The 23,486-nt window shown below is 34.5% G+C and carries 17 protein-coding genes and 1 riboswitch; of the genes, 14 read left to right on the forward strand and 3 right to left on the reverse strand.

The window, feature by feature from the left end; genetic code table 11:
• Positions 1 to 123 precede the first annotated feature (123 nt).
• Entirely contained in the window at positions 124 to 1,017 is an 894-nt protein-coding gene (dapA, locus tag CW357_RS07555; RefSeq protein WP_119414424.1) for a 4-hydroxy-tetrahydrodipicolinate synthase, read from the reverse strand.
• A gap of 122 nt (positions 1,018 to 1,139) precedes the next feature.
• Positions 1,140 to 1,319: riboswitch (Lysine riboswitch) on the reverse strand.
• 157 nt (positions 1,320 to 1,476) lie between these two features.
• Between dapA and CW357_RS18220 the strand changes: the two genes are divergently transcribed.
• The 3 genes from CW357_RS18220 (at position 1,477) to CW357_RS07565 (ending at position 3,853) form a co-directional block, all read left to right on the forward strand.
• On the forward strand, positions 1,477 to 1,623 hold the full coding sequence (locus CW357_RS18220; protein WP_158582305.1) for a hypothetical protein: 147 nt from the start codon (positions 1,477 to 1,479) through the stop codon (positions 1,621 to 1,623).
• Positions 1,624 to 1,652: 29 nt separating this feature from the next.
• Positions 1,653 to 2,213: an NUDIX hydrolase gene (locus CW357_RS07560; RefSeq protein WP_124217731.1), complete on the forward strand. Its 561-nt coding sequence runs from the start codon at positions 1,653 to 1,655 to the stop codon at positions 2,211 to 2,213.
• Positions 2,214 to 2,512: 299 nt separating this feature from the next.
• Entirely contained in the window at positions 2,513 to 3,853 is a 1,341-nt protein-coding gene (locus CW357_RS07565; RefSeq protein ID WP_371683923.1) for a radical SAM protein, read from the forward strand.
• 211 nt (positions 3,854 to 4,064) lie between these two features.
• Here the strand turns inward: CW357_RS07565 and CW357_RS07570 are convergent, their stop codons facing one another.
• A complete protein-coding gene (locus CW357_RS07570; protein WP_124217733.1) occupies positions 4,065 to 5,504 on the reverse strand; it encodes an aminotransferase class I/II-fold pyridoxal phosphate-dependent enzyme in 1,440 nt (479 codons plus the stop codon).
• Positions 5,505 to 5,688: 184 nt separating this feature from the next.
• Between CW357_RS07570 and CW357_RS07575 the strand changes: the two genes are divergently transcribed.
• From CW357_RS07575 to CW357_RS07605, 7 genes are all read left to right on the forward strand, one after another.
• Positions 5,689 to 6,225 carry a D-glycero-alpha-D-manno-heptose-1,7-bisphosphate 7-phosphatase gene (locus CW357_RS07575; protein WP_124217734.1) on the forward strand — a complete coding sequence of 179 codons (537 nt, stop codon included), beginning with the start codon at positions 5,689 to 5,691 and terminating at the stop codon, positions 6,223 to 6,225.
• A 138-nt stretch (positions 6,226 to 6,363) separates the two neighbouring features.
• On the forward strand, positions 6,364 to 7,464 hold the full coding sequence (locus CW357_RS07580) for an NADH-dependent flavin oxidoreductase (RefSeq protein WP_124217735.1): 1,101 nt from the start codon (positions 6,364 to 6,366) through the stop codon (positions 7,462 to 7,464).
• A gap of 209 nt (positions 7,465 to 7,673) precedes the next feature.
• Positions 7,674 to 7,829 carry a DUF1540 domain-containing protein gene (locus CW357_RS07585; RefSeq protein ID WP_119414429.1) on the forward strand — a complete coding sequence of 52 codons (156 nt, stop codon included), beginning with the start codon at positions 7,674 to 7,676 and terminating at the stop codon, positions 7,827 to 7,829.
• 606 nt (positions 7,830 to 8,435) lie between these two features.
• A complete protein-coding gene (locus CW357_RS07590) occupies positions 8,436 to 9,968 on the forward strand; it encodes an NADH dehydrogenase subunit 5 (protein ID WP_124217736.1) in 1,533 nt (510 codons plus the stop codon).
• Positions 9,965 to 12,571, forward strand: coding sequence for a DUF2309 domain-containing protein (locus tag CW357_RS07595; RefSeq protein WP_124217737.1), 2,607 nt, complete (start codon positions 9,965 to 9,967; stop codon positions 12,569 to 12,571). The genes CW357_RS07590 and CW357_RS07595 overlap by 4 nt, the downstream gene beginning before the upstream one ends.
• A gap of 68 nt (positions 12,572 to 12,639) precedes the next feature.
• Positions 12,640 to 13,005, forward strand: a complete 366-nt coding sequence (locus CW357_RS07600; RefSeq protein WP_119414432.1) for a Na-translocating system protein MpsC family protein — start codon at positions 12,640 to 12,642, stop codon at positions 13,003 to 13,005.
• A gap of 21 nt (positions 13,006 to 13,026) precedes the next feature.
• Complete coding sequence (locus CW357_RS07605) at positions 13,027 to 13,491, forward strand: carbonic anhydrase (protein WP_164489566.1); 465 nt, start codon at positions 13,027 to 13,029, stop codon at positions 13,489 to 13,491.
• Between the two features lie 421 nt (positions 13,492 to 13,912).
• Here the strand turns inward: CW357_RS07605 and CW357_RS07610 are convergent, their stop codons facing one another.
• Positions 13,913 to 14,923: a M23 family metallopeptidase gene (locus tag CW357_RS07610; RefSeq protein ID WP_371683905.1), complete on the reverse strand. Its 1,011-nt coding sequence runs from the start codon at positions 14,921 to 14,923 to the stop codon at positions 13,913 to 13,915.
• A 299-nt stretch (positions 14,924 to 15,222) separates the two neighbouring features.
• Between CW357_RS07610 and CW357_RS07615 the strand changes: the two genes are divergently transcribed.
• The 4 genes from CW357_RS07615 to CW357_RS07630 all read left to right on the forward strand — a co-directional run bounded on the left by CW357_RS07615 (position 15,223) and on the right by CW357_RS07630 (position 23,405).
• Positions 15,223 to 17,118 carry a PrkA family serine protein kinase gene (locus CW357_RS07615; RefSeq protein ID WP_119414502.1) on the forward strand — a complete coding sequence of 632 codons (1,896 nt, stop codon included), beginning with the start codon at positions 15,223 to 15,225 and terminating at the stop codon, positions 17,116 to 17,118.
• A gap of 189 nt (positions 17,119 to 17,307) precedes the next feature.
• Positions 17,308 to 18,483 carry a sporulation protein YhbH gene (gene yhbH, locus CW357_RS07620; protein WP_119414434.1) on the forward strand — a complete coding sequence of 392 codons (1,176 nt, stop codon included), beginning with the start codon at positions 17,308 to 17,310 and terminating at the stop codon, positions 18,481 to 18,483.
• A gap of 109 nt (positions 18,484 to 18,592) precedes the next feature.
• Complete coding sequence (locus tag CW357_RS07625; RefSeq protein ID WP_119414435.1) at positions 18,593 to 19,993, forward strand: SpoVR family protein; 1,401 nt, start codon at positions 18,593 to 18,595, stop codon at positions 19,991 to 19,993.
• A 424-nt stretch (positions 19,994 to 20,417) separates the two neighbouring features.
• Positions 20,418 to 23,405 carry a S8 family serine peptidase gene (locus CW357_RS07630; protein ID WP_241155059.1) on the forward strand — a complete coding sequence of 996 codons (2,988 nt, stop codon included), beginning with the start codon at positions 20,418 to 20,420 and terminating at the stop codon, positions 23,403 to 23,405.
• Positions 23,406 to 23,486: the final 81 nt, after the last annotated feature.

Below are 23,486 nucleotides of genomic sequence, written 5' to 3' on the forward strand. Positions count from 1 at the left end.
TGACAACCCCAACAATTAGTATAGAACCGAACTTTGAAACTCCAAATAAAAAACTCACGCTTATCTTATTTGATATGCGTGAGCTTTGTTGAATATAAATACTGATAGTAAATGAAGATTTACTTATAATGTTATTTCTTCTTTTTCATCCACTACTTTCAATACTTCTTGTAAAGCGCATGTCTCTTCATCATTTAAAGGAATAATAGGTAAGCGAACGCCACCAACTGGGACTCCTTTAATATTCAATGCTGCTTTCACCGGTGATGGGTTTGGAGCGGCAAATAATCCTTTGAAAATTGGTAGAAGCTTACGATGATCTTGAGCAGCTTCTGTTGTATTGCCATTTTTGAATTTTGAAATCATTGCTTGCATTTCGTTGCCAATAATGTGTGATGCAACGGAAATGACACCTGTGGCACCAATTGATAGTGCAGGTAATGTTAAACTGTCATCACCAGAATATACTGCAAAATCTTCGGGTGTTCGGCTAATGGTTTCAGCCATTGCATCTAAGTTACCACTAGCATCTTTAATCGCAACGATATTAGGAATTTGAGCTAGGCGTACAGTTGTATCGACTGCCATATTAATCACGCTGCGGCCAGGAATATTATATAAAATGATTGGCAGTGTTGTTTCTTCAGCGATGGCTTTAAAGTGTTGATATAATCCTTCTTGAGAAGGTTTGTTATAGTAAGGAACGACTAGCATAATTGCATCGACACCAGCATTTTCAGCTTGTTTTGTCAATTCAATTGAAGCACTTGTATTATTAGATCCTGTACCCGCTACAACAGGAACTCTTCCGTCCACTATTCTCACAACAAATTTAAATAATTCTACTTTTTCCTCTGTAGATAGTGTAGGAGATTCACCTGTTGTTCCAGCCACTACAATCCCATCTGTGCCATTTGCGATTAAATGATTTATCAAGTTTTCTGCAGCAGGAAAATCGATTTCACCTTTCTGATCAAATGGTGTCACCATAGCCGTTAAAATTTGTCCAAAATTCATACTTCTCCACATCCTTCATTATTTTATATAAATAAACTAGAGGGAGAAGGGCAATTAGTAAGTTAACGCAAAAAAGCAACAACGAGGCTACGTTGTTGCAGTAGAAACAGTTTCATTTCTGTGCGTATGATAGCCCTCCATATAGATAACTACATGACAGTTCTGTATTTATTCAACAACAGAACCAGCTTCGAGAAAAATGAGGTTCTCTCCACTTCGGCAAATCCCCCTTTTCACAATCATCAACGGATCTCATTATCCTCCAATTGTGTACTAATGGTTTTTGCTCCTCTATCCTTACTTCAAAGAAAATATTGAAATAAGTGAATATTTAATTTAATGGAATGATACCACTTTTTTTACAGGATTGCAATGTCATAAATATTAGTTGTGTTATAACAGGTAATTATAAAATATATAAGGACCTTACGATATACTTAGCTAGGGAGGGATATGGGGATGAGAAGAATAGTTGATGAATTAGCAACAACTATTTACGAAGTAGGTAAATGTTTGCTAAAAAGTTTTTCATATTTTATGGCAGGATTTATTTTAGTTAGTATCCTAATTTATAGTATTGTTTGGTTAATAAAATTTTTTGCATAAGTAATTTAATTTTTAAAGGAGGATGCACTATGACAAGAGGAGAAAATGAAGATGAATTATGGGATGTTTATGATATAAATCGTAGACTAACCGGTAGATTACATAGAAGAGGGGATCAAATGGATGAAGGAGACTATCATCTGGTAGTCCATGTCTGTATCTTTAATAGTAAAAATCAGTTATTAATCCAACAAAGACAGCCTTGGAAAAAAGGATGGCCAAATATGTGGGATTTATCAGCTGCTGGTTCTGCAGTAGCAGGAGATACTAGTCAAAATGCGGCAGAAAGGGAAGTAAAGGAAGAATTAGGACTAGTTATTAACCTATCAAATGAAAGACCACGATTTACGATAAATTTCCCTAATGGATTTGATGATTATTATATGATTACCCAAGATGTAAACATTGAAGAACTACAATTACAGGAAGAAGAAGTACAGGCTGTTAAATGGGTAGAACAGCAGGAACTAATGCAAATGGTTGAAGATGGAGAGATGGTACCTTACTATTTTTTACACCAAATTTTTGAATTAAAAGAGATTTGGGGCAGTCATAAGAGAAAGGACTTTTCAAGGGGAATCATAAAATAAGATTGGCCTTATTAATAATATCTTGCTTCTGAATTTTGCAAAGTTTTAGCTTGAATCGTTTGAATCTTTCTAATAAATGAAGCATTACTAACATTTAAAACAATTTGGAATTGCTGATATCTAGTTTTATGGTAAGATATTATTAACTGCTCCTAATTTTAATGATGAAGTAGTTTTTACATTAACTGTTCATTTTTATACTTCTAATATCTTGCTATTTTTAAAGAAAAAATAATAGTACATCTTGGGAATAGAAGTGTTAGAAAAAGAATAAAAATGATTGAACAAGGGGGTTGTGAATTTTGGAGAATAACAACAGATATGTACCATCAAAGTTTAATGCATTGTCTAAAACAGATGATGGTGGTGTCATTTTATACAATAGCTATACGGGTGCTATTGTTGATTTTACAGATAAAGAAAAAGCAGAGGTTATGGGTTCCTTAAAAAGAACTGGTACAGAGGTTTTAGATAGTGATGTAAAAAAAGCTCTATTCGATAATGGATTTATCGTTCCTGAAAATGTAGATGAAAAAAGAAGAGCTGAGTATTTGCACCAATCGATGCACCGCACAGATATGTTGCACCTTATTTTGATGACAACCGAACAATGTAACTTCCGTTGTACGTATTGTTATGAAACATTTGCACGTGGAAAAATGACAGATGAAACGAAGAGCGGTATAAAAGCATTAGTAAAAGAACGAGCAAATACATTAAATAATTTACATATTAGCTGGTTCGGCGGTGAACCACTACTCGAATTAGGGATTATAGAAGAATTATCCAATACGTTCATGGCAGAAGCAAAAGAAAACAAAATCGATTATTCTGCTGATATTGTTACAAATGGTTTCTTCTTAACAAAAGAAGTGTTTGAAAAGTTACTTTCTTGGGAAGTACGTCAATACATGGTGACAATTGATGGTGTTCAAGCAGTTCATGATAGTCGTCGTCATATGGCTGGCGGTCAAGGGACGTTTGAAAGAATTATCGAAAATCTAAAAGCAATTAGAGAAGTAGATGGACAATTTGATATGACCATTCGTGTCAATTTCGATGAAGATAATTTACAAGAAACTGGCGATTTGATCCAGTTTTTAAAAGAATATTTTGCAGATGACAAACGTTTTGGTCTATTCTTCCGTCCAGTCGGTAGATGGGGTGGGGAACATAATGATGAAATCCCTACATGTACTCATATTACTGCCAATAAAAAAATCTGGGAATTCACTGAAACAGCAATGGATGAAGGGCTTAGCATGAGTAATATGATTACTGGCTCACTTATGCCAACAGCTTCCGTTTGTTATGCAGCAAAACCAAATGCAATGGTCATTGGTTCTGATGGTCAATTATATAAATGTACGACTGTACTAGATGAAGAAGTCAACCATGTTGGACATATTCATGCGGATGGAACAATGGATCTTGACTATGACAAAATTGCTTCTTGGGTAATGTCTGGTGAAGAAACAGATTCAGTATGTCAATCTTGTTTTTATCGTCCAGTATGTCAAGGAAATCACTGTCCATGGTATCGTGTAGTATCTGGTGAAAGACCTTGTCCTTCAGAAAAGAAAAATATCAAAAAAGTATTAAATCTTGTTTGGAAAAATAGCCTTCAAACAGTTCAATAATTTTTAAGTATAATTTAATTTGTGATATAAAAAGAATAATTGGCCTCTTTATAGAAAGGAGGTGAAAGGGATGCGCGTTTTACGCCCTGCAACTTCTCCAGTAAGTAAAGTGAAATCTGGACGAATCATGAAATCAGTACCTGGTAACTTAAAATAGGTTTGATATCAAAATGAAAAACTCCTTGCAGTTTAAATCTGCAAAGGAGTTTTTTTAGCTTTTGTCGTAAACGATTAGTTTCCCCTCTTTTATAAATGTTCCACCATGAAAGCGACAATGCAGTGCTAATAAGTTCATTAAAGAATTTATTTTTTCTTCAGTAATAAGCTCACCTGCCATAATAAGTGGAATCCCTGGAGGGTAGGGAATCACCATTTCACTTGAAATCTTTCCAATGGCTTCATGAAAAGGCACTTGTTTTGTGATAGTCTGTTTCATCTCGGCATAGGATATAGATAGTGCCGTAATTTCATTTGATTTTTTATAATTTATAACATCAATATGGTTTCCGATTTGTCCTTTTACTGCATTTGCGATTAAGTGAACGGTTTGGCGAAAAGGGTAATCTGCGTCTTTTTTTAACAAAGGCAAAACAAATAAGACATTTCGAGCATCTGCTAGTTCTGTATAGATTCCTTTTTCTTCAAGAAAAGATTGTAGCTCAAATCCGGAGATGCCTCTTTTTGACTGGATCGTCACTTTCAAAGGATCTGCATTAAATTGTGCTGATGGTTCTAATAGTTCAATTTCCTGAATAGTAGCTAGGCTTTCCTTAAATAAAGCAATCTTTTTCATTAATAATTGTTGATCTATTTTCGTATAGGAAGCTAAATAGGCCCGTGCCAAATCAAGTGATCCCATGATTGGATAAGAGGGGCTACTCGATTGCAACATTTGCAAATAGAATTCAACTTTTTGTACATCTATCAATGAACTATTGGCATGCAAATAAGAACCCATTGTCATGGCAGGTAAAGTTTTATGAGCAGACTGAACAACTAAATCTGCCCCAAAAGTCAGTGCACTATTAGGAAAAGAATCTCCTAGTATGAAATGTGCACCGTGTGCTTCATCAACTAATAAAGGTATATCTCTTTCATGGGCCAATGTGACAATTTCGGATAAATCCCCAGCAAACCCGTAATAATTGGGATAAGTCAAAATTATTGCCTTGGTTTCGGGATACAATGTTAAGGCATCCCTTACTACTTTGGCATCAATTCCACTAGCAATTCCCCATTTTTCCTCATAGCTAGGGGTAATAAAGACAGGTTTCACATTTGCTAGCATAAGCCCATGGAGAATGGACTTATGGCAGTTTCGTTGGACAATAACCGTATCTCCATCAGTGCAAGTTGCTAAAATCATCGCAAGATTTCCAACGGTCGATCCGTTGACGAGAAAGTAACTTTTTTTCGCATGATATAAATCTGCAAGGAGCGCCTCAGCCTCAAATATAGGCCCCTCAGGAGCATGCAAATCGTCTAATCCTGTCAACTCTGTCGCATCTACTGAAAGCACAGAATTATATAATTCGCTTCCTCTTTTTAAAAAGACTTGTCCGTTTTTATGGCCCGGAACATGATAGGAAACTTTAGTAAGCTTATTAAATTTTTCTAAAGCATCAAATAACGGTGTTTGTAATTGATCCATCCATATCTTCCTTCAGAGACTTGATTTAAGTATATTTTAACAAATTCTACTAGTTGAGTGAATACAGCAGAACTTTATATGATTTGGGTCCTAAAAGCATTCCATAACAATAACGACACATATTTATTAAAAACAATATTACTGGTAATACTAAGCTCCAGAGAATATTAAGGGTGTGATGTAGATGAAAAAAGCAGTATTTCTCGATAGAGATGGAGTGATCAATGAAGTTTTAACGAAGAGAGTAAAATTTGTGAATAAACCAAAGGATTTATATTTTCTACCAGGTGTTCCGGAGGCTATAAAAAATTTGAATGGTTATTTTGACTACATATTTGTCGTAACGAACCAAGGTGGAGTAGGATTGGGATTTATGAAAGAAAAGCAACTGATCCAGATTCATGATTATATGATAAAGGAGTTAAAGAAGAAAGGCGCAATCATAGACGAAGTTGTATATTGTCCTCATAAGCCAAAAGAAGGTTGCGCTTGTCGAAAACCAAACAGCAAGCTGATTGAAGATCTTGCTTACAAATATGATGTGGATTTGACCAAATCCTATATGGTCGGTGACACTGATACAGATATAATGGCAGGAAAAAAAGCTGGAACTAAAGGGATATTCCTTGGGGAAAGTGACTCTCTTGCTGATGCCGTATTTCCAGACTTACTTAGTGCAGCTGATTGGATTATAAAAGATACAACCAATCCAATTCTTTGACACATAAAATCTATATGGATACGATATAAGTAAATATTATCCATGTTGAAATTATATAAGTAAACAATTGCCTTTAAGGTGAAAGGATAAAAGGGTTGAAGAATCCCTATAGATATTATATTGAGGAGCTGATAATTGATGAATTTGTTTGAAAACTATACATTTCCAAATGGTATCTCTTTAAGAAATCGAATTGTTATGGCACCAATGACCAATTATTCTAGTAATGCCGATGGTACAGTATCAGATGAAGAAGTGGCATACTATGCACGACGTTCGAATGGTGTTGGCATGGTAGTGACTGCTTGTACATATGTCGCAGAAAATGGAAAAGGTTTCCCTGGTCAGTTTGCAGGATATGCTGATCAATTTATACCAAGTTTAAAACGCGTGGCTGATGCTATTCATGAAGGTGGAGCAAAGGCAGTATTACAAATTTATCATGGTGGTAGACGTTCTATTCCAGAAGAAGTACCGAATGGCGAACTTGTAAGTGCGAGTGACGTTGCTTTTCCTGGCAATGTGACACCACGTCCCTTAACAATAGAAGAGATTAAAGAAATTATTAATGCGTATGGAGAAACTACTCGTCGCGCAATTGAAGCTGGGTATGATGGAGTTGAAATTCATGGAGCAAATACGTATTTACTTCAACAATTTTTCTCAGGTTATACCAATCGTCGGACAGATGAATACGGTGGTTCTATCGAAAACCGTATGCGATTCCCATTAGAGATTGTGGATGAAGTAAAACGTGTTGTTGAAAAATACGCGACAAAACCGTTTGTCGTTGGTTACAGATTCTCACCAGAAGAGGAAGAAGAAACGGGAATCACGATGGACCAAACTGTGAAACTAGTTGATGCATTAGCAGATAAGGGATTAACGTATTTACATGTTTCACAAACAGAATTCTTTACAAAACCTCATCGCTTTAGTGGAGATAAAAATAAATCACGTGTTGAAATTTTGTTGGAAACGATTAATGGACGTACTCCATTTATAGGAGTTGGCTCTATTTATTCGTTGGAAGATGCTGAAAAGGCAAGTGAATCAGGAATCGATTTACTTGCACTTGGGCGAGAACTTTTGATCGAACCAGATTGGGTCAAAAAAGCCGAAGCTGGTGATCACAATATTTCAACTGAAATGGATCAAACAAAACAGAAAGAACTTGTTATACCAGATCCAATGTGGAAAATGTTAAATAGACCTGGTTGGATTCCAGGTATGGGATAATATTTGTTTAAGATTATTTCCTTTGAAATATTAAGAGGGTTGCAGTAGTATAACTTGAAATGAAAAAGTATTTAAAGCACAAAAAGACTCAAAAGGTCTTTTTGTGTTTTTTTTATGGAAGGAAAGAAGATTGAGAAATTTCGTCAATTGCATATAGTATCATCATAGTGATTCCTGTCAATACTAGTCTTTGAAGGAGGTGTTGTACGATGGCAAAAGATGTTCTTTGTGAAGTAAGTAACTGTACTTTTTGGCAAAAAGGAAATCAATGCACTGCACATGAAATTTATGTAGTCAGCAATAGAGGGGGACAGGCCTCTACTACTGAGGAGACAGATTGTAAAACATTTAAACCAAGAAAGTAATTTTAGTATATCTTGGGTGTCTAAGTGAAATCCACAGGACAGCCCTACTTTCAAACATTCATAGCAAAGGGCGTGTCTCAAAAGGTTTTTTCAGACATGCCCTTTTGTTATAAATATTATTGATAATAATTATCATTTTCATACATAAATATAGTGTGGAAATATGAAAAAATGTATGAGCTCATTTCTGTAGTATAACAAAAAGTATTTCATCTAACTGTCTTATACTTTAACTTGACAGAATCTTTCATTAATAGTATCATTTTTTCAAGAAGTCATTTACAAGATGTTTTCTTCAAATATATAGAGCTTTAGCAAAGAGTTATATCTGATATGGCTATTTGAAAAAGTTAATCTATATACTAACAATACGACAATAGATTTTAAAGTTTCCAGAATAATAGGAAGCTTAATAAATATTAGGTAGGCTATTAAAAACCCTTTTGGGCTAGTTAAAAGTAAACCGATAATTTCCAAAATTCAATGGTGTAATCCGTTGAATTTAGAGATTATCGGTTTTTGTTTTATCAAATATTTTATTCTTTAAAAATAGGAATAACTGGCGAATTTTATTTGCCTTTCATCCATTCAAGGGGAGGATGTTGGATGTTGAATTTTTTTGAGATGATTCCATGGATAACAATATTTTTTATATTGTTAGCTGTTTCCGTAGTTAGTGCATTAATCTTGTTAGTACCAAGAATTCCTGTAAGTTATATACGCGTTCATATAGGTATTATTGCATTACCACCAATTATTGCTTTATTGGCATTAGTTTTTAATAATGAGAGCGTGATAATAGGGCCTTGGCATTTTGATTCTTTATCATGGCTATGGTCAACATTTGTTTTAACCATTGGGTTAATCGTTCAACGTTATTCGGTGCATTATTTATTTGGAAATCGGGCTTATCGAAAGTATTTTGCATTATTAACAGTCATGACAATTGCAGATTCTCTCGCATGGTTAAGTGATGATTTGCGATTACTTATGCTTGGATGGGGTGTTACACTTCTTGGATTAGTATTGCTAATCGGCATGAGGAAGGAATGGAAAGTTGCTCGGCATGCTTCTAAGATTTCGAGTAGATATTTTGCCATCAGTTGGTTGATCTTATTAATCGCAATTGTATGGATTGAGCAAGTTACGGGGCATTGGCATTTGTCACAAATACTAAGTCAAGAAAGCCTCGAACAATTCAAAACTTGGGAGAAAACATCGATTAATCTTTTACTGTTGTTATCAATTTTTATTCCTGCAGCACAATGGCCTTTCCAACGGTGGTTGCTAGACTCAGTAGTTGCTCCGACACCTATTTCAGCTGTTATGCATGCAGGTATTGTAAATGCAGGAAGTATCATGCTGACACGTTTTGCACCACTTTTTAATGGTGATTCAGTACAAGTTGTTTTACTTATTCTATCTAGTGTTTCCGTGTTAGTTGGAACAGGGATTATGCTCGTACAAGTTGACTATAAACGCCAACTTGTAGGTTCTACGATAGCACAAATGGGATTCATGTTAATCGAATGTGCTTTAGGAGCATATTTAGCTGCCATTACTCATGCAGTATTACATGGCCTGTTTAAGTCGACGTTATTCTTACAAGCTGGTTCAGCTGCTAAACGAAGAGAACCAATAGTTCATAAACGCCAACTTTCTTCAGTGATCTGGATGATATTCGGTGGGGTATTAGGATTAGGTTTAGGCATTGCATTTTGGCTTACTTCTCCTACTGATGGGTATCAATTCGTAAGTGCAATTATTTTAGGGTGGTCTGTAGCTCTTGCTTGGACACAACTTGTTGCTTTTGGGGCTGGACATATTGGAAGAATCGTAGGAGCGATTTTATTTGTTGGAGCGGCAATTATATTCCAATTAGTGCATACAGGATTCCATAGTTTTTTGTATGGTGTCATCCCGAGCGAAACTACACAATCTATTTTTATGGGGATTTTACTTTTAAGCATTTTAATCGTTGCAAGTGTCATTGGAATATGGTCAATTCGTAAAAATTCCAAGACATCAATTACTATTTATCTTTGGTTAATACGTTTAGGTGAACCGAAAGGTAATTTAGTAGAAAGTCACCCAAAATATCTGACACAATTACTATCTCGAGGAGGTAACGTACATTGAGTACAGCATTAAATTTAAACTTTGAAAAGGAAAATAATTACCTTAGTTTTGATATTAATGATTTAGTGAAAGCCGCTAGTGATACAATCGTACCGTTAGGAAACATCAACCAATTCGCAGCTCGTAGTCCTTGGTCAGAATTAGAACACCAAACCTTTGAACAAGTAGCGCGTCGATTAAAAGATACATGTGATGTAGACATTTACCCAAATAAAGAAATGCTATTTTCTGCATATGAAAAAGATAAGATTGATCCAAAATATTTAGAAGCAGGAGTGTCAGCTTGGCTTGATCGACAAGGTTTAGAATTACCAAGAAGCGTTGCTGAGCAATACTGCCTTCACGCACTTAAGATTCATCAGCAAAATGATCATTTTTCACAAGATGAATTAAAAAAAATAGCATTAAAACTCAATCATTATAAACCACAAATCCCTCGAAATTATACAGTTCTTACAATTAGTCAACGTATCGAAAAGATGGGGAAAGAAAAAATAGCTGAGGAACTAAATATACACATGATTAAATGGTGTAAATTGTATTTGGATGAATCACAAGCTGTGTGGTCTATGCCTAATCGAGAACAGGGGTTTTATAAAGCTTGGAAGGAAATAGTTCCATATGATCCAGCACTAAATCACCATTTGCGTAAACAATTGAAGCATTTACCTGAAGATGCAGAACACGCTTTAAGGGATATGCTAATTGATTTAAAAGTTCCTGAATCTCAAAGACAAGATTATCTAGAAGCTCATTTACTTGCTTTACCAGGTTGGGCTGGGATGATGCTTTGGCGTTCTCAACAATCTACTCAAGAAGAAAAACTATTATTAGAATATTTAGCAGTTCGAGTATCTATGGAGTATGCAATGGTTCAATCATTTCTCCCACTACAATCTCAAAAAGATGAGGAAGTATCTATTGAGTCATTGCTACTCAATTGGACTAGATGGGGCAATATGCAAATTTCTGATTGGTCAAAATTAACAGCTACAGAAACAAGAGCGCGTTTGTTACTTGCTGACCGTTTTGATGAATTTGTTTGCAGTCGACTTTGGTTAGAGGCGTGGGAGAAAACATATGAATCTCAAATAAAAGAAATGATCTCATCACAGCAAAGAAAAGTAAAAGTACAAACAGATTCTATTAAGGCACAATTTGCTTTTTGTATCGATGTGCGATCAGAACCTTTCCGTCGACAACTAGAAAAAGTTGGTCCTTTCGAAACATTTGGAACAGCTGGCTTTTTTGGTTTACCGATTGAAACAACAAAACTCGGAAGTAAGCATAGTCATGAATCTTTACCTATTATGTTTAAACCTCAATATAAAGTAGTTGAGGCAGCATCTGATACCGACTTAAAACAATATAAGGAACGTGAAAATACAGCTAATTCTCTGAATCATACATTCCATACGATGAAACATAACATGTTTACAAACTTATTATTGCCAGAGATTAGTGGCCCTTGGCTAAGCTTACAAACCTTAGCGAGAAGTTTTGTGCCACAGAAAGCTGGCAAAGCAATACGTAAGATGAGAGAAAAATGGTTACACAAGCCAGCTACAAAACTTTCACTTGACCATATGCATACAATTGACGCTGAGTTACCAGTAGGATTTTCTGAAAAAGAGCAACTATTTTATGCACGACAAGCTTTGAAAATGATGGGGCTGACAGATCACTTTGCACCATTAGTTGTTATTTGTGGTCATGCTAGTCATAGTACAAATAATCCGTACTCTTCTTCTCTAGATTGTGGTGCATGTGGTGGAGCTTCTAGTGCATTTAATGCACGTGTATTAGCAACTTTATGTAATCTCCCTAAAGTAAGAGAAATGTTAAAACAAGATCATATTATTATTCCTCAAGATACTATTTTTGTAGCAGCTGAGCATATCACATCACTCGATGAGCTTCATTTTGTTTATGTTCCAGAACTTACTGAAGAAGCACAAGAATCATTAGAGTATGTACAAACAAAATTGCCAGAAGTTCGAAAAGAAGCAAATGCAGAAAGAATCGTTCAATTACCTACTTTAGAAACAAATTGCAAAAATCCGAGTGAAGAGATTCAACGTTTTGCAGAGGACTGGAGTGAGGTACGCCCGGAATGGGGATTGTCCCGTAATGCAGCATTTATCATTGGGGAACGTAAACTTACTGAAGCATGTGATTTGGAAGGTAGGGCTTTCCTTCATAATTATAATTGGAAGTATGATGAGAATGGTGAAATACTGGCCAAAATTATTGCAGGACCAGCTAAAGTTGCACAATGGATTAACCTGCAATATTTTGCATCTACTGTAGCACCTCATTATTACGGAAGTGGCAACAAGACTACTCAAACTATAACTGCAGGTGCAGGAGTTATGCAGGGGAATGCAAGTGATCTATTATTTGGTCTTCCATGGCAGTCTGTTATGAAATCGGATGATGAGGCCTATCATGAACCTTTGCGCTTATTGGTAGTGATTCAAGCCCCCAAAAAACATATCCAAAGGCTATTAGAAAGTAATCCAGCATTTCTTCAAAAAATACACCATGGTTGGATTCGATTATCATCAATTGATTCTGATGGCACATGGATAAGCTGGTCATAATCATTTACTTTGATGTTATGGTATTATAACTGTTATCACAAAATGATTATTTATAGGGGATAGGAACAATGGATAAAACAAAAGGAACTATGGAATCAGAAATAAGTAAAGCATTAACTCATTGGGAAAAGAGTTATCTAGGACGGGGATCAGTTTCAGTTAAGTCTGATATATTACGCGATATGATTATTGTAGATTTACGTGGGATCCTGACAAAAGCTGAATACTCCGTGTGCAAAAATAAGGAAGGACTACTATCAGTAAAAGAACACCGTAATAGCTTGGTAGAATCAGGTTTGGATGAATTAAAACAAATCATTCTAGATATTACAGGTGAAGAAGTAGTAAGTTTTCACACCGACCTTAGTACTAAAACTGGAGAACGTGTAATGCTGTTTAAACTTTCAGCTGATTTGCAAAGTAAATTATCCTAGACAAAAATTGAGGTGAAGTTAATGTGTAGAAATGGAAAAAAGAAAACTCTATTCATAATAGATGGCGAATACAAATTGGAATTTTTGATGAAACAGGCTAATATTATGGACCCTGAAAATTTAGTAGTAGTAGAAAATAATGGGGCATTAATTTCACAATATTTTGATGAGATAATGAGAGAAATAATTATAGCTGTTTATAAAGAAAATATTGAAGAAATTTTTGTAGTTGCTTCAAAAAAATATGCACGGAATACAAAAGAAGTAGTAAGTAGAATATATGAGAATAAAAAAATGAAAGATAAAATACAAGAGCTAGATTATTTATTTAAAACTTGTAAGCCTGAATTTGCAGGAAATAGTGTTAGCGAATGGCTACAAAACACTAATAATATAGTAGAAACGTTGAAATCTAATGTAAATATGATTAAAACTCACCCTTTACTTCCACCTCATGTGCAAGTGACTGAATTATATATTGATTAATAATAGAAATACGGAGAAGCCAACAAATTTGTGGCTTCTTTTATTACTATAGAGAGCCTTCCAAATCGTCTAATGTTAATAGTAGTTTATGTAAATCGATAATACAGTCTTCAACATGATAACAACAGTCAAAATGGAGGCTATAAATAATAGATGTTATTTTATTTCTAACGTCTTCATATACAAGGTTATTATTATTTGTAATGTGCTGCTCCAAATGATTCAAACAAAATCATCCTTCCATTATTAGTTTTCTATTAGTATGTCTAAAAAGTTATAGATTTATTCTATTAAATTAAAAATAACAACAGATTTTAATAAATTGTTAAACGTCTGTTTAAAAGGGCTAAATTACATATAATAATCATAAAAAAACAGTTGGAAGAGGTATCATCCTCCAACTGCTTTTTCTTGAATAAGATTAACCATTTTGCTTTTGTTTCGCTTCTTTTGTTTGTCTTTCCCATAGTAAAAGGGATGGGTAAGGATCAAACGCCCATTCAGTACGACCATTAAATTTATAAATGCCGTAATGGAGATGTGGTGGGAATTTACCTGATGTACCTTCTTTTCCATATCCAGAACTACCGACAAATCCGATAACTTTTCCAGGCTCTACAATACCGCCTACTTGAATGTCTTTGCTGTATGAAGATAAATGGGCATAGTAATGATAAGAATTATTTTGATCCCTTATACCAATTCGCCATCCGCCAAACTGATTCCATCCTTTTGTTTCAACTACACCATAGGAAGCAGAGAGTACAGGAGTTCCATACCCAGCAAATACATCTGTTCCTTCGTGAATTCTTCTTCCACCCCATCCTCGGTTGGCTCCCCAAGTTCCTCTATAGCTGTAATCGTAGCCAAGTGTAATCGGAAATGAATGCTTGTCCAAGTTGAGGGTATTAAAATGCTCAAATAATTTTGCATTAGTTAAGATTTGGTTTACTACTTTATCGTCTTTGTAATAATCCCATAATGCTAATTTGAAGTCATTTAGGGTAGGACCAAATTGACTTAGATATGTTGCCATTGTAAACATGACATCTTTATCATCATCAGAGTTTGCAATACCATCCTTATTTCCGTCAAGCCCCATTCCGCCAAAATAATTAATCGTTGCTGGTGAAGTATCTTGAACTAAAGGATTGAATGGACCAGCCCAGAATTCGTCCGAAAATTGAATAGCGATGACGCTATTACGTTTGGGGATATCTTTTCGAACTAATTGTATATTCCGCTCATATTGATCAACGGCAGCCAAAAAATACCAAGGAACAAGTAAACGTTCATATTGTACGTAATGGTTCATCCGCTGCTTCAAAATCTCTTCTCTTGAAGGAGTGGTTTCTTTTGCGTATGCATCCAAAGAGAATAATGTGCTAAATATCATGATACAAGTTATTACAGAAAGTAAATTCCTGGGCAAATTTATACATCCTCCTTTCCATATCAATTAGAATATCCGAAAATTCATTTTCCATGAGCAAAAATTACATATTGTTTATCAGTTTGTCTATCCTATTGATGTAGGTTCAAGTCTTTTTTGATTAACAAATGATGACTAGTTAAATAAAGCAAAACAATTTTCATCACAAAGAAAAAAGATTTTTACCATAAAGAGTAGTTTTTCTCTAAATAAAATTCATCAAAAAAATAGTAATGGTTATCATTAACCCTCCAATTTCATACTATGAAATAAAACAGGCCTGAATGGAGGGAAAAGCTATAGACATCTTAAACAAGTTTAAGAGTTATCGTGAAGAAGAAAACAGGCTTAGATGGGAAGGGACTTTTGCTGAGTATTTAAATATTGTAAAAGAAAGACCTGAAGTAGCTCAAACAGCACATTCGCGCGTGTACAATATGATTAAAAGTTCTGGTTTAGAGGAAAAAGACGGGAAAAAGTTATATCAATTTTTTGGAAAAGAAATTTTTGGGCTTGAATCAGCAATTGAAAGACTGGTTGAGGAATATTTTCATCCAGCAGCTAGAAGATTAGATGTGCGTAAACGGATTTTATTATTAATGGGACCAGTAAGTGGTGGTAAATCGACAATTGTGACATTACTAAAAAGAGGATTGGAGCAATATTCACGAACAGATGAGGGAGCCGTTTATGCCATTAAGGGATGTCCGATGCATGAAGATCCACTGCACCTTATTCCTCATCACCTGCGAGATGATTTCTTTGACGAATTTGGTATTCGTATAGAGGGGAATTTATCTCCATTGAACACAATGCGACTTGAGCAAGAGTATGGGGGACGCATTGAAGATGTGATGGTTGAAAGGATTTTCTTCTCTGAAGACAAACGTGTTGGTATTGGAACATTCACACCATCTGATCCTAAATCGCAAGACATAGCCGACTTAACAGGTAGTATCGATTTTTCTACAATTGCAGAGTTTGGCTCTGAATCAGATCCACGCGCTTACCGTTTCGATGGGGAGTTAAACAAAGCTAACCGAGGTATGATGGAATTCCAAGAAATGCTGAAATTAGACGAAAAATTCTTATGGAACCTTTTATCTCTCACCCAAGAAGGTAACTTTAAAGCAGGAAGATTTGCATTAATTAGTGCAGACGAACTGATTGTTGCTCATACAAACGAAACAGAATATCGCTCGTTTATCTCCAATAAAAAGAACGAAGCACTGCATTCGAGAATTATTGTCATGCCTATACCTTATAACTTAAAAGTCAGTCAAGAAGAAAAAATTTATGAAAAAATGATTAGAGAAAGTGACATGAAGCATATTCATATCGCACCTCATGCGCTAAAAGCTGCAGCAATTTTCTCAGTATTAACTCGACTTGAAATTCCGAAAAAGCAAGGTATCGATTTAGTTAAGAAAATGCGTCTATACGATGGAGAAAGTGTTGAGGGATATAACTCAGTGGATGTGGATGATTTAAAAAAGGAATATCCAAATGAAGGTATGAATGGAATCGATCCACGTTATATTATTAATCGAATTTCTTCTGCAATTATTCGTAAGAAAGTTCCATCTATCAATGCATTAGATGTATTACTGTCACTTAAGGATGGGCTTGACCAACATGCATCTATTAGCCAAGAAGATAAAGAAAAATATATGAATTACATTGCTGTTGCAAGAAGAGAATATGATGAAATTGCGAAAAATGAGGTACAAAAAGCATTTGTTTATTCCTATGAAGAATCTGCAAAAACACTGATGAATAATTATCTTGATAATGTCGAAGCCTTCTGTAACAAAAACAAATTGCGCGATCCTCTTACTGGTGAAGAGATGAATCCTGATGAAAAGTTAATGCGTTCGATTGAAGAGCAAATAGGCATTTCAGAGAACGCGAAAAAAGGATTCCGCGAAGAAATCCTTATACGTATATCCGCTTATGCAAGAAAAGGAAAACGTTTTGAGTATAATTCTCATGAAAGATTAAGAGAAGCTATACAAAAGAAATTGTTTGCCGATTTGAAAGATGTTGTGAAGATTACAACTTCTTCAAAAACACCAGATGAAACACAACTTAAGAAGATCAATGAGGTTGTTGCTACATTAATCGATGAACATGGGTATAACTCAACTTCAGCTAACGAATTGTTACAATATGTAGGTAGCTTATTGAATCGTTAAGCACCGAATAGGAGTGTCCACATAATTTTTAGGACACTCCATTTTTTTATCTTAAAAAGTTAAATAATTATAAAAGTTAGCATAGTATAAGAAAAGGATTTTTTCTACAACTAGGATTAAAATGATAGCTTTCTAGATGATGAATATGTGAGTAAAAAATTTTTTAATAATAGATAGGTGAGGATGAAAATGACTGAAAATTCGAATAAGCAATTTGTCATATCTCAGGAAAATTGGTCTCTTCATCGTAAAGGACACCAAGATCAACAACGTCATATGGAAAAAGTAAAAGAAGCCATTCAAAATAATTTACCTGACATAGTTAGTGAAGAAAACATTATTATGTCAAACGGGCGCGATGTTATCAAAATACCAATTCGTTCCTTAGATGAATATAAAATTCGCTATAACTACGGTAAGTCGAAGCACGTTGGCCAAGGAAAAGGGGATAGCAAGATTGGTGATGTTGTAGCCCGTGATGGCAGCGGAGAGAAACAACAAGGACCAGGAAGAGGAAAAAAAGCAGGCGATGCTGCCGGCGAAGATTATTATGAAGCAGAAGTGAGCATTGAAGAAGTCCAAAATGTGCTATTTAAAGAATTAGAGTTACCGAACTTACAAGAGAAAGAAAAAGCGGATATTACAACTGAAAAAATAGAATTCAATGATATTCGCAAAAAAGGGCTTATGGGAAATATCGATAAAAAGCGAACAATTTTAAACGCCATTAAACGTAATGCGATGAAAGGAAATGCGTCCATTGCTCCTATTCATAATGATGATTTACGTTTCAAGACATGGGATGAGGTAGTAAAGCCTGAATCTAGAGCAGTAGTATTGGCTATGATGGATACAAGTGGATCGATGGGAAGTTTTGAAAAATATTGTGCAAGAAGTTTCTTCTTTTGGATGACAAGATTTTTACGTTCGAAGTATGAAACGGTTGAAATTGAATTTATAGCGCATCATACAATGGCCAAAGTGGTAACGGAAGAAGAGTTTTTTACAAAAGGAGAAAGTGGAGGGACGATTTGTTCATCTGCTTATTCAAAAGCATTGGAATTGATACAGGAAAAATATAATCCAGCAAGATATAATATTTATCCCGTTCATTTTTCAGATGGTGAAAATATGTCAACAGACAATGAGATTTGTGTTCGTTTAGTTCAAGAATTGATGAAGGTTTCAAGTATGTTTGGCTATGGTGAAGTAAACCCACATAATCGTTTTTCAACCCTTATGTATAACTATAAAAAAATTGAAAATAAGAAATTTAGACATTATGTTTTGAAAAGTAAAAGCGACGTGTATGAAGCATTAAAATGCTTTTTCCAAAAAGAACAACCTGAAGCTACTGCAAAATAATCTATCTTCGTTTTTTAACGAAAAGTCTAGGATATTACTAGCCTTTCAAAACTCAACAGTATTGTTCAACGGAGCCTATTTTAAAAAATGGTGCGGAGGGATTCCATAAATGGAAAAGGAACTTCATAAAGCAATAGATGAAATTACAGAAGTTGCGTTGGGGTTTGGATTAGACTTCTACCCAATGCGCTATGAAATATGCCCGGCCGATATTATCTATACATTCGGGGCATATGGTATGCCTACTCGTTTTTCACATTGGAGCTTTGGAAAACAATTTCATAAGATGAAGCTACAATATGATTTAGGTTTAAGCCAAATCTATGAACTTGTTATTAATTCAAACCCGTGTTATGCATTTTTGCTTGATACAAACACACTTACGCAAAATAAGTTAATCATTGCCCACGTTTTAGCACATTGTGACTTTTTCAAAAATAATGTGCGTTTCTCTAATACAAGAAGAGATATGGTTGAAAGTATGACAGCAACTGCAGAGCGAATTGCTCATTATGAAATGCTTTATGGAAAAGACGAAGTAGAGCAATTTTTAGATGCAGTCTTATCTATACAAGAGCATATCGACCCCTCAATTTTACGTCCAAAATTAATGTACAACGAATATGAAGAAGAGGAAGATGATGAACTAACAACTGCAAAGACCCCATATGATGGACTATGGAGTTTAGATCAACCTAAGAAGGAAAGTAAAATCAGATATAAAAAGAAAAAGTTCCCTCCAAAACCAGAAAAGGATTTACTACTTTTTATCGAAATGTACAGCACGGAATTAGAGGATTGGCAGAGAGATATATTAACGATGATGAGAGAAGAGATGCTCTATTTCTGGCCACAATTAGAAACTAAAATCATGAATGAGGGCTGGGCTTCGTACTGGCATCAACGTATTATGAGAGAACTTAATTTAAAAACAGAAGAAACAATAGAATATGCCAAATTAAATGCAGGTGTTGTTCAGCCTTCTAAAACATCTATTAACCCATATTATTTAGGCATCAAAATATTCGAAGATATTGAACAACGATACGACAATCCAACAGAGGAAATGAAAAGAGCAGGTATCAAACCAAACTCAGGTAGAGAAAAAATCTTTGAAGTGCGAGAAGTAGAGTCAGATATGTCATTTATACGAAACTATTTAACAAAGGATTTAGTTAAACAAGAGGATCTCTACTTGTTTAGTAAACAAGGATCAGATTATCGAATTACAACTAAGGACTACGAGGAAATTAGAGATCAATTAGTGTCAATGCGAGTAAATGGTGGTTTTCCATATATCTTTGTCGAAAATGGCGATTATTTACGTAACGGTGAATTATATTTAGTGCATGGATATGAAGGTATGGAACTTGATCCACATTATTTAGATCATGTCTTACCATACATTTATCAATTATGGGGACGTCCTGTTCATATAAGAACAGTTGTAGAGGACAAATTTGTACTCTATTCTTATGATGGAAAAAAGAATACTAAGAAGTATTTATGATGAAAAGCCCATGAATAATTAGCTTCATGGGCTTTAGTGTGCTGTAAAATTAATTTTGCAAAAATTATTTTCATATCAGTTCAGATTTTTATAGATAACGAGCAAAAGTGAAATAAAGAGAAAAATAATGCATAATATCCGACTAGTCAAGCATAAATCTATTAAAGAATCAAATCTATCATAAATGGGAAATTCGTACGTAGTAATATCTCTATTGATAGGGATTTCACTTTATCGTAGGGAGTATGTTATATAAGGAAAAGAACTAATCAGTTAATTTTTAGTAAATTATAATGATATTTTCTGAGAATATAGTACAGATTATTTTATAACTATAATATTACTTTGAAGTATTAGAGAATTCTCGTTATGATAGAGTAGAAAGCAATTTCCTTAAAAAAGAAAAGGAGGTATTTAGGTGAAGATGAAAAATACAAGTAAAATAGCAATTTGGATGCTTATATTTGCATTAGTATTTGGCTTTACATTACCACAAAAATATTATGCAGATACACTTCCAACAACTTCAATTGAAGATGCAACATCCGTAACAGATAGTAACCAGATTGATGGGGTTTTTGAATCACCTGGAATCCATTGGTATAAAATCACACCAACTAAAGAACAAATTTCAAAATATTCACATATAAAATTAACGTTAAATAGCGATCAAGTGATCAATTTATCTGTTTATTCTAGTAAAGAAAAAGCACTAGCAGATGATACATTTGAACAATATACGACCGGAACAATACCTGGAGAAGCTACTACTATTCAGTTTCCATATGCCTGGGATGGTCCCTACTACATAAAAGTAGAATACAACGGTATGGTGGATGATTTGACTGATTACTCAATGCCAGATGTGAGTCTTAATACAGAATCAGTAGAAAACTCAGACTTAGGTTCTGCAAGCTATACTCTTAAGTCAGAATCAGTAAAATTACCGCCAACTACACTAGATGCAACAGGTTCTAATTGTGCAATTGAGGCTAGTGTTGAAGGTAAGAAAAGTGCAAAAGAAATGCTAAAAGATATTCGCCTTTTCCGCGATGGTATACTTTTAAAGACAAAAGAGGGACAAGCATTATCATCTTTATATTACAAAGCAACACCGTTTATCTTAGCAAAAATGGCTTTTAACAAAAACATCAAGCAAGATCTATATGAAAATTTAGTTGTAATACAACCGCTTATAACTGAACTGAACAAAAACGGTGGAAGTAGTTCAAGAGTGATTAGTAAAACAGAAGCAAATGCAATCAACGAACTATTTAATATTGTTAATAATGCAGTACCAACTAAATTACAAACTCAAATGAACACTCTATCGAAGAAAGCAGGAATGTCATCTAATCTTGCTGGTGAACGACTAGTAGATGTTACAAAAAGAGTAGTCAATACACTTCCTAACACAAATAATACTAATAAATATATTCTTAAATTAAAAGACGGCAAATCATTAAAATCAGTACAAGACAAAATTAGTGGTAACAATACATTATCAACATTATCATCTATAGATTCAAACGATGAAATAGTAGATAACATATATGTAGTTAATTTAGATAGTGACAAGAACTCTAGTATGAGTGCTAAAGCTCAAGCTAAAAACCTTAAAGCAACAGTTGAACAAGTTGAAAAACTCCCTGAAGTCGAATATGTTGAACCTGTAAAAACATATCGTGCCTTTTCAAACGATGTTCAAACGTCTTACCAATGGTCATTGAAAAACCTTGGAAAAGATGAAGGTGTAAAAGATGCAGATATTCGTAATGAAAAAATGCAACAATTATTAGGAAAAAGAACTGTAAAAGATACAACAATTGCAGTAGTTGATACAGGTGTCGATAACTCGCTTGCAGATTTGAAACATCATGTTCGTATGGATATCGGGAAAAACTATGTAAGTCAAGATTCACTTCCGTTAGATGATAATGGCCATGGTACACATGTTACTGGTATTATTGCAGCAGAATCTAACAATGGCTATTCGATGGAAGGTATCAATCAACATACTAAAATTATGCCAGTAAAAGTTTTAGATGCTGATGGTTCAGGAGATAGTGAACAAATCGCCAATGGTATTGTATATGCTGCTAACCATGGGGCAAAAGTGATCAACTTAAGTCTTGGTGGAGAATATAGCCGAACAATAGAGTACGCATTAAAATACGCAGCATCTAAAAATGTTGTGATAATTGCTGCAAGTGGAAATGATGGACAATTTGGTTTATCTTATCCTGCAAGTTCTCAATATGTTATTTCAGTAGGAGCTACTAATAACTTTGATATTGTCTCAGATTACTCTAATTATGGAGAAAAACTAGATATAGTTGCACCAGGGACGAATATTCCTAGTCTTGTACCAAATGGAAATGTTACTTATATGAGTGGTACGTCAATGGCAACTCCTCACGTAACAGCTATAGCAGGACTACTATTATCCGGAAATTCAAAATTGAAGGTATCTGAAATCAGAACACTTTTACATCAAAGTGCTGACAATGTTGCATTTAAAGAAAAAGATAATGAAGATGCAAGTGAAAGCCTTATGGATATCATCGGAAGTGCTATGAGTGAGTTTGATGATTTTGATCTACCTGTAGGTAAGGATCTTGTTTCAGGTTACGGTCGTTTAAATGCTTACAATGCATATAGCACAGTTGATTTAAAAGTAAAGATCAATCCGATAATTGAAAAGAAGACAACTCTTTCTGGTTCAGCTGTAAAAGGTGCAAAAGTTGAAGTGAAAAAGGGTAAAAGTGTAATTGGAAAAGCAACGGCTTCTTCTAAAGGAACATTTACTATTAAAATCCCAGCACAGAAAAAAGATCAAAAACTTCAAGTAACGATAAAAGACTCAACAGGTACGATCAAATCAGTACTAAACATTTATGTTGAAAAAGACAAATCTCCAAAAGCACCAAAAGTAAATTCAATCAGTAACAAGACAACATATGTAACTGGAACAGCTAAGGCTAAGTTAACAGTAGTGATCAAAAATGCATCCAAAAAAGTAATTGGTCAAGACAAAGTAAATAGCAAAGGCCAATTTAAAATAAAGATTAAAAAACAAAAAGCAGGTGCTAAGCTATATATTACTGCAGTCGATTCTGCAAAGCGCTCAAGTAAAATTGTAAAAGTTACTGTAAAAGATAAAATTGCGCCATCTACACCGAAGGTCAATACAGTAACAAGTAAATCAACAACTGTTAAAGGGAAAGCTGAAAAAGGTTCTACAGTAACAGTAAAAGTAAAAAGTAAAACAATCGGAAAAGCAAAAGCCAATAGTAAGGGTAGCTTTTCAGTGAAAATCAAAAAACAAAAAGCAGGTACGGTATTATATGTAACAGCGAAAGATAAAGCTGGTAATACAAGTAAAGCAAAAAAAGTAACTGTGAAGAAATAATTGTAAGTAAGTATTAACTAGTTAACTTCGATTTATTAAGCTCAAGATTCAAAATTAGATTTTGCATAGGAAAAGCAGTCG

The sequence above is a fragment of the Rummeliibacillus sp. TYF005 genome, assembly GCF_003844195.1.
Classification (GTDB): domain Bacteria; phylum Bacillota; class Bacilli; order Bacillales_A; family Planococcaceae; genus Rummeliibacillus.

Bases quoted from the DNA above. Each gene is read 5' to 3' on its own strand.
- CW357_RS07630 (WP_241155059.1), top strand. From the start codon at position 20,418: ATGAAAAATACAAGTAAAATAGCAATTTGGATGCTTATATTTGCATTA.
- CW357_RS07590 (WP_124217736.1), top strand. From the start codon at position 8,436: ATGTTGAATTTTTTTGAGATGATTCCATGGATAACAATATTTTTTATA.
- CW357_RS07605 (WP_164489566.1), top strand. From the start codon at position 13,027: ATGTGTAGAAATGGAAAAAAGAAAACTCTATTCATAATAGATGGCGAA.
- CW357_RS07560 (WP_124217731.1), top strand. From the start codon at position 1,653: ATGACAAGAGGAGAAAATGAAGATGAATTATGGGATGTTTATGATATA.
- CW357_RS07575 (WP_124217734.1), top strand. From the start codon at position 5,689: ATGAAAAAAGCAGTATTTCTCGATAGAGATGGAGTGATCAATGAAGTT.
- yhbH (WP_119414434.1), top strand. From the start codon at position 17,308: ATGACTGAAAATTCGAATAAGCAATTTGTCATATCTCAGGAAAATTGG.
- CW357_RS07585 (WP_119414429.1), top strand. From the start codon at position 7,674: ATGGCAAAAGATGTTCTTTGTGAAGTAAGTAACTGTACTTTTTGGCAA.
- dapA (WP_119414424.1), bottom strand. From the start codon at position 1,017: ATGAATTTTGGACAAATTTTAACGGCTATGGTGACACCATTTGATCAG.
- CW357_RS07625 (WP_119414435.1), top strand. From the start codon at position 18,593: ATGGAAAAGGAACTTCATAAAGCAATAGATGAAATTACAGAAGTTGCG.
- CW357_RS18220 (WP_158582305.1), top strand. From the start codon at position 1,477: ATGAGAAGAATAGTTGATGAATTAGCAACAACTATTTACGAAGTAGGT.
- CW357_RS07600 (WP_119414432.1), top strand. From the start codon at position 12,640: ATGGATAAAACAAAAGGAACTATGGAATCAGAAATAAGTAAAGCATTA.
- CW357_RS07580 (WP_124217735.1), top strand. From the start codon at position 6,364: ATGAATTTGTTTGAAAACTATACATTTCCAAATGGTATCTCTTTAAGA.
- CW357_RS07570 (WP_124217733.1), bottom strand. From the start codon at position 5,504: ATGGATCAATTACAAACACCGTTATTTGATGCTTTAGAAAAATTTAAT.